Consider the following 14128-nt stretch of genomic DNA (forward strand, 5'->3'; position numbering starts at 1 on the left):
AAGCAGTGGCTACCGATAGAGCCAAAACTAAGCGTTGCCACAAACTCAAATTAGGATGCACTAGAACTCACTTCGAGTGGCTTACTCTGCGCGTGATTGCTTTTTATCGAGAACCACACCAGCAGCGCCAACGCAATCAGTGACGACACCAAACTGACATACAAGGTGCTGTAGTAGTTAAACCATTCGCCGACAAAGCCGACCGATAAGCTCGCGACCAACATGGCGATATTCATCATACTTGAGAACAAGGTTGACGCGGTGCCTAAGCGATCGCGCATCATATCTTGCAGGACCACCATGCCAAGTGTCGCGCACACGCCAATATAGAAACCATTTAGCAACTGCGCCGCTAACATCGCTGAGAACGACGTGTTCAGCATCATTGTCAGATAGAACACGCAGCCAATCGCGACACCCAAAGTCATCACCTTAATCGCCCCAAATTTCTCTGCCATTTTGCCGGCACTCAACATGACTGGGATTTCACACGCGGCCGCAGCGCCAAACAGTAACCCCAACCAACTTGGGTCCACTTTTAGCTCTTGTGACAAGTAAAGCGGCATACTGGTGATGTAGAGGTTATTCGCCGCAAAGGTACATACGACAATCACACAGTAGAGCACAATCATAGCGCTGATTCCCCCCGACATCGGAACAGGTTGCTCGCTTTGATCTTCTTTGGTTTCTTTCGTCACAACGCTGGACGGAAGGTACTTAATAATCACTAAAATAGCTAAAGTGACCACAGCAGCAGACACACCGAATGCAGCACTGAAACCATAACTTGCCTTCAAGATAAATGCCGCAGGAGGGCCAAATACCCAGGCAATCGCGATCCCCGCACGCATGGTTGATAAAAACGTTGTGCTATCTTTCACATAGCGGTCACCATACTCTCGCCCCAACGCAAATAGCTGACCAAACGACGCGCCACTGACACTGCCGAACACCGTTGCTATCGCCACAGCAAGCCAGTAATCACGCACAAAAATAAAGCTCACGACAGTGACCAAATAGCAGCTAAGCGAGACAATCAAAATTGTTTTTCGCGGCCAGTTGCGATCCGATTGCCTGGCAATTAACTGCGACACGACCACCGAGCTGACAATCGCTATCACCATGTAAACACTGAGCATCATCGGTGCCGCGCCTAACTCTTCAACAATAAATAAACTGGATAGTGGATAAAAAAAGGCACCGCATAGCCCGGTAACGAACGCGGTGAACACAAACAATAAAGCGGTTTTGTCTTTGAACATTGAGACTCCTATTAAGCGAATGACCACTTTGTTACTACCCTCACAGTCTACTCAAATAGCGACTCTGCCATTGATAGTATTCGACCCACCTCTAATACTAATCATTCAAAATAACGAGTTACTTTGACAGTGGAGAAACAGCTGTTCTAGCCTAAGTGTGCAAGCTAGGAGTCACGATCATGAAACCATTTATTGAGAACGTTCTTAACGCCACCAGCAATGACTGGACAGTACGCGAGTACCATTGCCGGATTCATAAAGAAGAATTTTCGTGTTCTTGGCACTATCACAATGAGTACGAACTGGTGCTGTATCAAGACCCTCATGGCGTTTTTAACGGCAGCTATCTTGCCGGTGATTCCATCGGCGAAATCCACCACAATACCGCCTTACTCTATGGGCCAGGCTTACCCCATATGCTGACGGGGAAAGTACTAGGCAGTGAAGAGAAAGCACTCCACTCCGTCATCGTCTGGTTTAAACAACCGTGGATAGAAAAACTGCAAGCGACCATTCCCGAAGCGCGCAACATTAAACGCTTATTGGAGCAAGCGTCTTATGGCGTAAAGTTCAGCGCTGACACATCACAAAAGATTTCAGTGTTGCTGGAGGGAATAGAAAGCATCGAACGCGAGTATCAAGCGATCCGCGTCATCGAAGTGCTGCTGCTTCTTTCCAATGATAGCGAGTACTTACGCCTCTCCTCCTCCCCATACCGACTCAAACAACTTTCCGGCGACCAAGACGCCTATCAAAAGGTAGAACGTGCAACTCGCTTTATTGAAAAGAATTACAGCGCATCAATAAAAATATCTGACTTGTGTAAAGCACTGCACATCAGTGAAAGCTCAGCCTATCGACTATTTGAGAAGCACTATGGAATGAGTTTTTCTGACCACGTAAAACAGTTTCGAATCGGTAAAGCCTGCGAGCTGTTAGCGAGCACCTCGTTACCCATTTCACTCGTCGCCGAAAGAACTGGATTTCAGAACCTATCCAATTTTAACCGCCAGTTTAAAGCGGTAAAAGAGATGACCCCTAGTGCGTTTCGCCGTCGGTTTTAGACTGTTTTAAACAGAAGGGCCCCATAGTCAACGAGACGAAAAGCAATAAACATATCGATCAAAAGTCAAACTCTGCCTTCTTATTACCCACCCACCACACAATATGAAATGCAAACATTGCATATATAAAATAAAAACAAACCTTGATTGATAATGGTTATCAATATCATTATATTTATCTTTTTGTTCAATCATTCCAGAGAATACTATGCTTTACCCATTTTCACCCAAAAAATTATTGCCCATTGCGCCGCTCATTTGTGCCGCTCACGTACCAATGGTGCTCGCTAGCGGAGTCACTGAATTCGACGCTGTAGTGGTTGAGTCGAGCCGAATTGATGTTAGCCGAGAAGATTCTCCTCAAGTGGTGACCGTGATAACCAAAGAGCAGATTGAAGAACAACTTTCGATCGTAACAGATAGCTCGCAAGTGCTCTCAAACTTGTTACCCGGATACTCGCTCAATACCCAAAAGCTCAATAACAGCAGTCAAACTTTTCGTGGCCGTTCCGTGCTGTATATGATCGATGGCGTGCCCCAGTCTAACCCTCTCCGAGAAGGTAGCCGTTCAGCCCATACCATCGACCTCTCTATGGTAGAGCGTATTGAAGTGATCCACGGTGCCAGTGCAATTCATGGCTTAGGTGCGACTGGCGGTATCATCAACTTTATTACCAAATCAAACAGCTCAGCTGAATTAAAACAAAACGTCAGCGTACAAATGACCGCGCCAACTGAACGTATTAACAGTGACACGATGTCTTACAAGCTCAGCTACCAAGTGCAAGGTGCCAAGGATAACTTTGACTATTTGGTCGGCCTCACTGGTGAAACGCAAGGTATCTTTCTGGATGCAAACGGCGACTATATCGGTGCGGACACGACTCGTGGTGACATTATGGACTCCCGCAGCTACGATGCGTTTGCCAAAGTGGGCTACTGGTTTAGCGACGAACAAAATGTTGAGCTTTCCTACAACCGTTATCAATTAAAAGGGGAAAAGAACTACCTTTCGGTAACTGGTGATCGAGCCAACGGCATTGCGACCTCATCGGTAGAGGGTACCCCAGAAGGCAGAGCCCCATTCAACGAGGTGCAAACCATCAGTTTGGAATACACAGATACCGACATGATGGGCATGAAACTGAAAGCACAAGCGTTTTATCAAGACTTTACCGCACGGTATGGCGCTTCAACATCTAGAAGTTTCCAAGATCCCAACACTCCGGAAACCATTTACGACCAATCGCAAAATGAATCGGAAAAATTAGGGGCCAAGTTCAATCTCTCCAAAAATGGCTTACTGGATGGCAAACTGAACACGACCGTCGGTTTAGATTTACTCAGAGATACCACCAGCCAGAAGCTGATTTTAACCGGTCGAACTTACGTTCCAGAAACCACGTACAACAACTATGCGCCGTTTGTCCAACTCGCGTTTTCCCCTATTGAACGATTAACGCTTCAGGCGGGTGCTCGCTATGAGAACGCCAAACTCGACATTGACACTTACCAAACCGTTGCCTCGAGAAATGGCGTTACAGTTGAAGGTGGGTCGCCAGAGTTCGACGACGTGGTCTATAACGCAGGTGCTGTCCTAAAAGTGATGCCAAGCGTTAGCCTCTTCGCGAACTACTCTCAAGGCTTTGGCATGCCGGATGTCGGGCGAGTATTGCGTGGTGTGAACATTCCTGGACAAAACGTTGAAGAGCTTATCGACCTGTCACCTATCGTGACAGACAACTACGAAGGTGGTCTACGCTTTAACCGTGACAACATCAACTTTGAAATCAGCTACTACGAATCGAACTCCAAACTGGGTAGCCGCATTGTTGAAGATAACGGCCTGTATGTCGTTAAACGAGAGAAAAAGGAAATCCAGGGTGTTGAAACGTCACTAGGTTATCAATTAACGCAAAACCATAAAATCGACGCGGGCTACTCATACATTCAGGGTGAATCCGATACTGACGATAATGGGTCTGTGGATACTAAACTGACGGGTAGAGACGTTCCGCCGAACAAACTTCGTTTAGCATGGACAGCGCGTTGGAATAACCAGCTTACCTCAATGATACAGGCCAACCACGCCTTTGACCGCAGCTTTGACGATGAAGCACTTGAATTTGATGGTTTTACCTTATTCGATGCGACGTTGGGTTATCAGTTCCCTGTCGGTAAGGTGAACTTCTCGGTTGCGAACCTACTTAACGAAGACTACTTTACCTATTACTCACAAAGTGCCTTCACCAAAGATGACCTCTACTTTAAAGGTCGCGGCCGCACGGTCACTTTGGCTTACAAACTGGACTTCTAACCCCAAATCCCAACACACATAAAAAAGAGCACAGCCCGCGCTGTGCTCTCTACTTCTTTTTCTGCTTAAGTAGCAGTGGACAATTGGAACAGTAAACCTCTGGCTCAGTCGCTTGATAGTAAAAGCAACACGTCCGCCGCATTCTGACTGGTTGGGGCGGTTCACCAAACAGCCTCTTCTTACGATAAAAGCGCGTTAGCGGATTTTCATCCATGGCAAAAATCTGTTGTGTATCAGCATCAACCAAAAATGCCAAATCTTGCTCTGCAGCACTTTTTAACGTGCACGGCACATTCGGCAGAATGCGCCTTTCATAAATACTGAACACACGCACAGCGATGTTCTCCCACAGTATTCGTTGCGGTACTCCGGTTACTTGATGAAGCAGCGTGACCAAGCGTGTTAAATGTTCAGCGAAGACCCGTTGCAAAACCTTGTCTCGCCACTGCTCACGTTCATCCGGTGCTAGGCTCACCTCGGTATTTTTTACTGGCATACCGTTTTGCCAAATACGATTGTCGAGTTGATACTCAAACACACTATTGTCTAGCGATAGGTTGAGCCCTTTGTTATAGACCGACATCGCGTACAACGTCGGAGCAAGGGCCAAAAAGGCAATACGTTTAATCACCAGCGATGCGGTCACTTTAAGATCAGGCGCCCCAAGCTCTGGCATGATCGTTTCAAGTGTAGATACGCATTGTTGGATATCCAGCAAGTGCACAGAGTCAATATGAGACTCTGAAGGTTGCGTGCTTTGCTTCAACCCAAAGCGAGCGAGCACGTCCCACTCATCGTTTGATAAAGCACCTGTTTCATACTCAATCATGAAAGTTCTAGTACCTTTCGTCCTTTACCTTTAGGCACACACATGGGCGTGCCAAACAGTGGGTCGCGATCAAGATGGCATTGCATACCAAAGACGGCTTCTATCATCGCAACGTCTAATATGTCTTCCGGCGGTCCCTGTCGGAAAACCGTACCTTCTTTTACCGCAATCATCTGATGCGCATAGCGGCAGGCTAAATTAAGATCGTGCAACACCATCAGAATAGTTGTCTTATGGGTTTGATTGAGCTCGAACAGTAAGTCCAACACTTCGATTTGATGGGTCAGGTCCAAATAGGTCGTCGGTTCATCCAACAACAAGATATCGGTATCTTGCGCCAACGCCATCGCGATCCACGCGCGCTGCCTCTGCCCTCCAGATAACGCCTCGATTGGTCGATTAGCGAGCTCTAGCATATTTGTCGCGCTTAGTGCCTGAGTAACTAACTCCTCATCCTTTTCTGTCCAGCTCTGCAGCCAATTCTGGTGCGGATAACGGCCTTGCCTAACGAGTTGCTCTACCGTTAAGCCCTCTGGTGCGGTTGGCCCTTGCGGCAAAATCGCCAAGCTGCGAGCCACCTCTTTACCCGACAAACGGTTAATGTCTTTTCCGTACAACGCTACTTCCCCCGACCTAGGCGTTAGCAACCTAGCCATCGATTTTAGCAGTGTCGACTTTCCACACCCGTTACCGCCAACCAATACGGTGATCTGGTTCGGTTCAATCTTTAAATCAAGCGATTTGATGATGGTGTCATTGTGATAACCCAGCTCTAGGTTGTGAGTTATTAAAGGGCTAGAGCAGCGACTAATAGACATGGTGTAATTCCCAATCGTAGAGTGTATTAAAAGCGTTGTCGGAAAAGTAAGTAAATAAAAAACGGAGCGCCGATGGCAGAAACAAACACCCCTGCCGGGATATCCAGTGGCTGGAAAAACATCCGCCCACAAAAATCAGCCAATACGACCAAACAGGCACCGACTAAAGCTGTCACAGGGAGCAGCACAGCAAAGCTTCTGACGACCAAACGACGAGCAATGTGCGGCGCAATCAAGCCAACAAACCCAACAGCCCCTGCGTAAGCCACCGCTGGCGCTGCAAGAACAACACTCAACAAGACCAGCATCAGCCGCACTTTCTGTACAGAGACACCCAGTCCTGTCGCTAAGTTATCTCCCAACTCCAAGGTGTTGATACGACGAGAGAAAGCGAACGCGATAGCCAAACCGACACAAATCCATGGTAATAGAGCTCGCACATCGTCCCAGTTGGAACCATATACACTCCCTGTTAACCAGATGTAGGCAGAGATACTGGTAGAGGTTGGGCTAATAGAAATAATGAACGTGATCAGTGCCCCCATAATGGCAGAGATGCCGATCCCCACTAAGATCATTCTCATGGGACTCACACCGTTACGCCACGCCAGCAGATACACAAGGGTTGAAGCCGACAAAGCTCCGACAATCGCAAAGACAGGTAGCCACTCGATACCGTAGCTCAGTTGAAAAAAAGACAGAAAAGCGACCGCAGCGGCTGACGCGCCACTGGTCATACCGACCACATCGGGTGAAGCCAATGGATTACGGATCACCGACTGAAGAATTAAACCAGACGTTGCAAGACCAGCCCCTACCAGCACAGCCATCAACGTGCGTGGCAAACGAAGCGTCTCTAAGATGATGTTGTCAGAGCTTGTATCGGTAAAAATCTCGTACACGATGGCCTTTGGACTCAGCCATTGCGACCCAGAGGCAAGTGCTAGAAGTATCACCAAGGCAGTCACTAAAGTAATAAATGCCCCCGCCGTGACCGTCACGGGCGATACAGAGAAAGAAAGATAACGTGAACGAACTACCCACTGTTTATTCATATCGGCTTCCTCTACGTGCTAAGTAAACAAAGAAAGGCGCACCCAGCAAAGCCGTCATCACACCAATAGGGATCTCTTCTGGATCCAACAAGGAACGACCCAGCACATCCGCTAATAGTAATAACGCTGCTCCCCACAGTGCACTTATCGGAATCAACCATCGGTGGTCATTCCCAACCATTGCTCGTGCCATATGCGGGACAATCAAACCGATAAATCCGATATTGCCCGCCAACGCGACAGACACGCCTGCCAAACCAATGATTAGCACACTGAGCGCTATTTTTAGCACCAATGTATTTTGTCCTAGCCCCGTTGCGATATCGTCCCCGGAAAGCAGGATATTGATGTGTGGGGCAAGTAAAATAGCCCCAGCAATCGCACCACAAAGGTAAGGCAATACTGGTAATACAACGTCTAGCTCACGCCCTGATACCGATCCTGCCACCCAAAAAAGGACACTATCCAAACCTTCCTGGCCGAGCACTAATATGCCTTGGGTAAAAGAGATAAACAGCGCAGAAATCGCAGCGCCAGCTAGTACAATGCGTACCGGAGAAACACCGTCTCTACCCATGTTGCCCAAGCCATAAACCAATCCACCCGCGACAGCTGCGCCAAAAAACGCACTCCAGAAAAACAAGTTCATAGAGTCGATGACAACAAACTGCGAAAACAGAACGATAAAAAATATAGCGCCAGCATTGACACCAAAGATGGCTGGAGAGGCAAGAGGATTACGAGTGAGTGTTTGCATTAACACACCCGCAACGGCCAAAGCGGCACCAACAGCGATGGCTACGAGACTTCGTGAGAGCCTCGTGGTGGTGAGGATCACGTGCTCGATTGATGTGGGGTCATAATTCCAAAAGGCCGTCATTACTTGGCTAAATGAAATGGGGTACTGACCAAATGTCATGCTGGAGGTAAATGCAATACTGAGAGTAAAGAGGGAGATCAGGATGATCCCCCATCGCGCTAGGTGACTTTGTTGGGGCAGTAACATGGGTTACTCATCTTTTAGAGTTGGTAACTGGTAAATATCACTCAATTGATCGAGTATGCGGTTTGCACCCAATACCCCGCCAGAGAGAATCCAAGTGACGCTATCGACTTGGTGAACCTGTTGATTTCTCGGCGCATCTAAAATTTTCCATAGCGGATGCGCTGCCCAAGATTGATAGTTTTTCTCAACCACGGGCTGTTGCGAGTGAAGAAGAACGAAAAAAACATCGGCGTTAACACTCGGCAACGCTTCTTTGGTTTTCAATTTCATGCCCCAACCAGAGCGCCCATTGCCTTCTATAGGAAAGTGGAATCCAATATCTTTCAATACTGCTCCAGGAAAGCTCTCTTGTAGATACAATCGCAGGTGATCTGCTCGGACATTTAAAATGGATGCAGACAACGGCCAGTTTGGTTGTTTTTGTGCTAACTGCGCGCGAAATTGTTGAGTGCGTTTTTGCCACTGCTGCCAAACCTGCTCGGCTTGGGCTTTTCGCCCTGTCGCTTCACCGGTTAATTCGAGTGAATACTGAAAGTCATAAACGGTGTTAGCGAGGACTGTCGGCGCTATTTTTTGCAACTGAGGATAAATTTTCTCATGGCGTGCTTTTGTGCCGATGATCAGATCAGGTTTCAGCGCAGCAATTTCTTCTAAATTAGGCTGAGTTTCTAGACCGACATATTTTGCGCCTGCAAGATCCTGTCGAAGGTATTGATACATCGGCTTTTCAGCCCAAGATTCAACCACCCCTACTGGCTTTATACCCAATGCGACTGCACTGTCTGTTGCCCCTTGAAACAAAGTGACCACTCGCTGCGCTTTATTTGGAACAACACTTTGGCCCATAGCATGCGTAATGGCGCGAGAACTGTCCGTAGAAGCACTTGAAGCCGCACTTAATGTTAAACAGAGAGAATAGAGAAGAAACCTAATGCCTTGTTTCTGCCTAAGAAAAGAAATTTGCAAACCTGACGTCCTTGTATAATGACTACCCACACACAAATGTAAATGGTAATTATTATTAATATCAGATGCAATTAATTAATAACCAAAGAGCTTAGATTTCGCACCTCTGAGAAAAGTGATACGTCAGCAAGGAAAGTGCAAATTTGACCCCTCGTCAGATCAGCTCGATTAACTGACGGCCCTCACACTAACAATATGTATTGCTAAATTAAGACGAGCAAATAGGTGTTCGCACTCAAATAATTTGAATTTTTCATAGGAAAATATTGTTAGATTTGTTGTTCGTCGCAATTTGTACTGATTTAAAGATCTATCGTCAAAGGATAGTTATTTCTTTGTAACCCATTGATAACGTTAATTTACTTTATAAATAAAACTAAGGATGTGACAAAATGTTTGAATATCAGTTCTTTGCAAAGCCCGATGAGAAAAAAGGAAGCTTTATTTACCTGATCGTTGGCAGTGAGCGCTATCTTGCAGAAAAAGAGCAACTTTTAAAACTCGGATTTGAGATAGAAGGTAAATCTATTCACGCCGAAACATTGGAAAAAGCGATCGAAGCGTTTAGAACAAACTATACCTACGAAATTGAAGAGTACAGCTACTCTAGCGTCTTTGGTGAAGATCTAGAAAACTTCGTCGTAGAAAGCTTCAAAGAATCCGCTGAAGCCTAGAGTGGATTGTGCAAACCGAACTTTCAAATGATTCGCAACGCATGGCTTGCTTAATCAATAATGAGCTTGTGTTAATCCGCTTGTATTAGCACAAACCCGAACAAGTCATTGCGTTGCTTCCCACCGTTTCAGAGTCTAATCCATAGATGTAACCAAAAAATCTAAGACACTCTTACCAACTTTGCTCACTGCGTTTAATCGCTACGACCGAAAACGTATGCCAATGTTTAGTTCGACCCAGTGCAGTTTGTCCTTGTTCGTCACGCTCGACAAAACGGACAATCTCAAACTGTCTAAATAGTTCTCTCACTTGAGTTTCGTTAAGTGGAGTAGTCGGAGAACGATACCCTGACGCCCAACTATCATTTATCCCCATAAAGTCACCTGCAAACACGCCGCCGATTTCCAAGCTGACTGTGATGCGTTGCCAGGTATCAAAAAAACTATCAGGATTAGCAAAGAAGAGACTGTTGTTGGCGATGATAAGTCCACTCTTGGGATAATCAAAACTCTCAAAACTGGTTTGATAAAGTTCAACCAAGGCCTGGTTCGCAAAGCGTTCGCGACAAATTGAGATAGAATCAGAGTTGATATCAAACCCGTGCACTTGATAACCAAGTTCAGCCAAATAGTGAATATCACTTCCCGTTCCACAGCCGCAGTCTATCGCTACTCGCGTGCGAGATTCATTCAGTTTGGCTGCCAACTCAGTCCGCGGTAAATGACGACGTTGCAGAGCTTTAGCGTAGTAATCACGCCATATTTGTTGGTGTTCTTCTAACAATGACAAATCCTTATGTCGGTCAGATCTGGTGAGAGAGCCGATAATGGATACCAGCCAAGCGAGGGAACATAGAAATGCCCCCTCTCAGGAACTTAAAACTCGCGATTCATCTTTTCTAGGCAAGCCAAGAGCACTGACTCTTGCTCGGAGTCGATATTACGAGTCAGGTCTTTCACTAAATCTAAATGCAGCTGGTTATGCTGACGATGAATCGCTTGGCCCTCTTGTGTCAGCGTCACAACAATCGCGCGGCGATCATCAGGATGGGCTTGACGCTCAATGAGATTTGCTGCCACCAGCTTCTCAATTTGCACCGTTAACGTACCGGTCGTAATACCTAACTTCTCGGCCAGTTCTTTCATGCGCAGCGCACCATGCACACCCAATACTTCAATGGTGTGGACCTGAGCTAAAGAGTAGCCAGTCTCTTTAACGACAGACTGCTCCCACGACGACATCTTGTCGTAGAACTCAGTAAGTAATTGGTTTAGCTGTTCAATGTTTTGCATGATTATGATGAATGTACTTCTAACGTCAGATGGCTAATCTTATCAAACTTACTTAGCTTTTGTTTATATTCCTCAACGGCTAGTCCCGCCGATGCGTGCAGAGTAATTGCAGCCGAATAATGGTGACCACTCACCTTCCACACATGCAAGTCCGTCACCGTACCATAAGGTGCAAGCTCTTCTTTAATCGCACTTCTGTATTTTTGTTCAATGTTTTCATCGAGCAAAATTGGGCTGGTTTGCTTGATAAGGTTCATGGTCCATTTGCTGATAACCACAGCACCAACTATCCCCATAGCGGCATCAAGCCAGTTCCAACCATAGAGTTTGCCTAGGATCAGCGCAGCAATGGCAAGCACGGACGTGAGCGCATCCGCCAAAACATGCAGATAAGCCGCTCTTAAATTGTGGTCGTGATGATGGTGATCGTGCCCATGGTGATGAGCGTGATCATGTCCGTGAGAATGATCATGGTGGTGATCGCCAAGCAGGAACATGCTCGCGACGTTAACCGCCAAACCGATAACAGCGACGATGATAGCCTCGTTAAACTGAATGCTTTCAGGGTTAAATAAGCGGTGCACCGATTCAGCAAACATCAGCAATGCCACAATCCCCAATGCAATCGCGCTGGTATAGCCTCCCAGTACGCTTACCTTTCCCGTGCCGAAAGAAAATCGCTCATTGTTGGCGTGTTTACGCGCATAACGATAGGCGAACAAAGTAATACAAAACGCCGCCGCGTGCGTTCCCATATGCCAACCGTCAGCGAGCAGCGCCATTGACCCAAAAAGTGTTCCAGCGGTAATTTCAACCACCATCGTAGTGAGGGTCAGCAACAGAACGTAAAAAGTTCGTTTCTCACCTTGTTGGTTGTGTCCAGAGAAGTTGTGGCTGTGCTGTTGAGAAGAGTTCAAAATGGCACCATTAGTTTGATAGTCAAATTATTTGAATATCAATTTATTTTGATTATCAAACATTGTCAATGCACTAAAGGAAAAACAACAACCATTGAACCGAGAAGATGAGCCCAAGATTTCACTGATTCAGAGCAATACCAGTAGTTCAATAACCGCAATGGAAGTGGCAATCAAGGCTGTCATCTTCCAAAACATAACTGGATTGCGCTGCAACAGTGGGCGCTCTTTAAACTCTGCTTGTAGTGTTTTATTCGGAGTGTGTAGGTCAGCAACAAACTCACTTAACGCTTCGTAACGCCTTGCAGGTAAATGATGGACAGCTTTACGAAAGGTCAAATCAATCCATACTGGAAGATCTTCACGAAAAGAACATATTGAGCGATACACCCACTTGGTATGCCTCGCCGATTGAAGATTTTGGTTAGTTGTCGGTTTATAGGGTAGCTGTCCGGTCAGCATTTCATAACCCATCACAGCAATAGAGAACAAATCGGACCTAGTGGTCGCGTTATCGCCAATGATGTATTCCGGTGCGATGTAATTGACCGCCCCCAGCGGCATCACTTCTTGAGCTTCTTGCGCGATCTCTTGCAATCCTTGTACTTTTACCGCACCAAAATCGATGATTTTTACCCCACCAGCTGGCGTGATCATGATGTTTTCCGGTTTAAGGTCTCGGTGCACCATATCCGCACGCTGAAATACCCGAGTCGCTTTGACTAGCTCACCTAAGAGCTCCCGGACCTTTTGCAAGCTTGGCTTAGGGTTATCGTACATCCATTGGCGCAACGTTGTGCCTTCCACTAGCTCGCAAAGTTGATAAATGAACTTCGAGTCTTTTGGCGTCGGGAACACTTTCATCACTCTGTCGCTATTTAGCTGCGATCCAACCCAATACTCATTGGCGAAATTAAGCAAATATTCGCGGTCTTCACTGTACTGCATAGAAGGCACTTTCATTACCAACTGGCGACCACTATGCTCTTCCATCACTTGGTAGACATGGCTGCGCGAGCCTTCATAGAGGATTCTCTCAACTCGGTAACCGTCCAATCGATTTCCCACTTCTAAAGCGGGGGCAATGGTGCGGGTTAAGACGGCTTGCTGGTGCTCAAGCAAAGAATGTTCGGGCAAGTGCTGCACATCGACAAGCAAACAACTGACATTGTCCTGGCTGCTATTGGTTAATGCTCGATGGCAGAGTGTCTGGCAAATCTCTGAAACATCCAGCCGATCATCGCTCGTCACCTCCAGTAACTCGTTTTGCTCCAAATAATCATGCAAGCCATCAGAGGAGAGAATAAACCTGTCGCCTTGCTGCAATGACAACGTCTGATAATCCACATCCAATTTACTGTCCATGCCTAAAGCGCGCGTCAGATACGCACTCTTACCAAAATTTATTCGCTGATGATCGTGTGTGAGCAAACGCAGTTTATTGTCTCGCAATAGATAAATACGCGTATCGCCGACGTGGAACAAATGGGCAGTGTTGGATTTTAGGATAAGCGAGCTAAAAGTGGTCACAAAGCCGTTATGTGATAGCTCTTGTTTGCTTCCCTCTTGATACAACCAAGCGTTGAGAGCGGTTAAAATTTGATTCGCCGAGCGTTTTACACTCCAGCTCTTTGGTGTGGCGTAATAATCGTTGATGAACTGCACTACCGCAGTGTGGCTGGCCTTTTGGCTTTGCTCGCTGCAGCTGACGCCGTCCGCAATACAGGCGACAATACCCTTATGTGCCAATAGATTTGACTGCGTGGGTACCTTGACCAGAATCGCGTCTTGGTTCTCTGCACGTGTTCCGGTTAATGAAACACCAGCATGTTCCACTTCGATCGTTGATGAAGAATTTGCGTTGTTCAGATTCATAAACACTCTTCAAGGTATTTGGCGAAGAACAAAAGCCCAATACAGATACTGA

General features: G+C 46.6%; 13 protein-coding genes. 3 read left to right on the top strand and 10 right to left on the bottom strand.

Going from position 1 to position 14128, the window contains the following annotated elements; all coding sequences use genetic code 11:
• Positions 1-50 precede the first annotated feature (50 nt).
• Positions 51-1262 carry a sugar efflux transporter gene (locus VNE01S_RS03395; protein WP_053395964.1) on the bottom strand — a complete coding sequence of 404 codons (1212 nt, stop codon included), beginning with the start codon at positions 1260-1262 and terminating at the stop codon, positions 51-53.
• Positions 1263-1441: 179 nt separating this feature from the next.
• Between VNE01S_RS03395 and VNE01S_RS03400 the strand changes: the two genes are divergently transcribed.
• Both VNE01S_RS03400 and VNE01S_RS03405 read left to right on the top strand, forming a co-directional pair.
• Positions 1442-2326 (top strand): AraC family transcriptional regulator, encoded by an 885-nt coding sequence (locus VNE01S_RS03400; RefSeq protein ID WP_053395965.1) that lies wholly within the window; start codon positions 1442-1444, stop codon positions 2324-2326.
• 208 nt (positions 2327-2534) lie between these two features.
• Positions 2535-4643: a TonB-dependent receptor gene (locus tag VNE01S_RS03405; RefSeq protein ID WP_053395966.1), complete on the top strand. Its 2109-nt coding sequence runs from the start codon at positions 2535-2537 to the stop codon at positions 4641-4643.
• A gap of 49 nt (positions 4644-4692) precedes the next feature.
• Here the strand turns inward: VNE01S_RS03405 and VNE01S_RS03410 are convergent, their stop codons facing one another.
• The 5 genes from VNE01S_RS03410 to VNE01S_RS03430 are packed head-to-tail and all read right to left on the bottom strand — an operon-like array spanning position 4693 to position 9317.
• The gene (locus VNE01S_RS03410; RefSeq protein WP_053395967.1) at positions 4693-5472 is read right to left on the bottom strand and encodes an IucA/IucC family C-terminal-domain containing protein; all 780 of its coding nucleotides are present in this window, start codon (positions 5470-5472) and stop codon (positions 4693-4695) included.
• The gene (locus tag VNE01S_RS03415; protein ID WP_053395968.1) at positions 5469-6290 is read right to left on the bottom strand and encodes an ABC transporter ATP-binding protein; all 822 of its coding nucleotides are present in this window, start codon (positions 6288-6290) and stop codon (positions 5469-5471) included. The genes VNE01S_RS03410 and VNE01S_RS03415 overlap by 4 nt, the downstream gene beginning before the upstream one ends.
• A 26-nt stretch (positions 6291-6316) precedes the next feature.
• The gene (locus VNE01S_RS03420) at positions 6317-7345 is read right to left on the bottom strand and encodes a FecCD family ABC transporter permease (RefSeq protein ID WP_053395969.1); all 1029 of its coding nucleotides are present in this window, start codon (positions 7343-7345) and stop codon (positions 6317-6319) included.
• Positions 7338-8351, bottom strand: a complete 1014-nt coding sequence (locus VNE01S_RS03425) for a FecCD family ABC transporter permease (RefSeq protein WP_053395970.1) — start codon at positions 8349-8351, stop codon at positions 7338-7340. The genes VNE01S_RS03420 and VNE01S_RS03425 overlap by 8 nt, the downstream gene beginning before the upstream one ends.
• Before the next feature lie 3 nt (positions 8352-8354).
• A complete protein-coding gene (locus VNE01S_RS03430; protein WP_053395971.1) occupies positions 8355-9317 on the bottom strand; it encodes an ABC transporter substrate-binding protein in 963 nt (320 codons plus the stop codon).
• A gap of 392 nt (positions 9318-9709) precedes the next feature.
• Between VNE01S_RS03430 and VNE01S_RS03435 the strand changes: the two genes are divergently transcribed.
• Positions 9710-9991, top strand: a complete 282-nt coding sequence (locus tag VNE01S_RS03435) for a hypothetical protein (protein ID WP_053395972.1) — start codon at positions 9710-9712, stop codon at positions 9989-9991.
• A 172-nt stretch (positions 9992-10163) separates the two neighbouring features.
• Here the strand turns inward: VNE01S_RS03435 and VNE01S_RS03440 are convergent, their stop codons facing one another.
• The 4 genes from VNE01S_RS03440 to VNE01S_RS03455 all read right to left on the bottom strand — a co-directional run bounded on the left by VNE01S_RS03440 (position 10164) and on the right by VNE01S_RS03455 (position 14076).
• Entirely contained in the window at positions 10164-10775 is a 612-nt protein-coding gene (locus VNE01S_RS03440) for a class I SAM-dependent methyltransferase (protein WP_053395973.1), read from the bottom strand.
• 92 nt (positions 10776-10867) lie between these two features.
• The gene (locus VNE01S_RS03445) at positions 10868-11284 is read right to left on the bottom strand and encodes a MarR family winged helix-turn-helix transcriptional regulator (protein WP_053395974.1); all 417 of its coding nucleotides are present in this window, start codon (positions 11282-11284) and stop codon (positions 10868-10870) included.
• A 2-nt stretch (positions 11285-11286) separates the two neighbouring features.
• Positions 11287-12201, bottom strand: a complete 915-nt coding sequence (dmeF, locus tag VNE01S_RS03450) for a CDF family Co(II)/Ni(II) efflux transporter DmeF (protein WP_053395975.1) — start codon at positions 12199-12201, stop codon at positions 11287-11289.
• Positions 12202-12330: 129 nt separating this feature from the next.
• A complete protein-coding gene (locus VNE01S_RS03455; RefSeq protein WP_053395976.1) occupies positions 12331-14076 on the bottom strand; it encodes a bifunctional protein-serine/threonine kinase/phosphatase in 1746 nt (581 codons plus the stop codon).
• Positions 14077-14128 lie beyond the last annotated feature (52 nt).

The organism is Vibrio nereis NBRC 15637 (assembly GCF_001591105.1).
Taxonomy (GTDB): Bacteria; Pseudomonadota; Gammaproteobacteria; order Enterobacterales; family Vibrionaceae; genus Vibrio; species Vibrio nereis.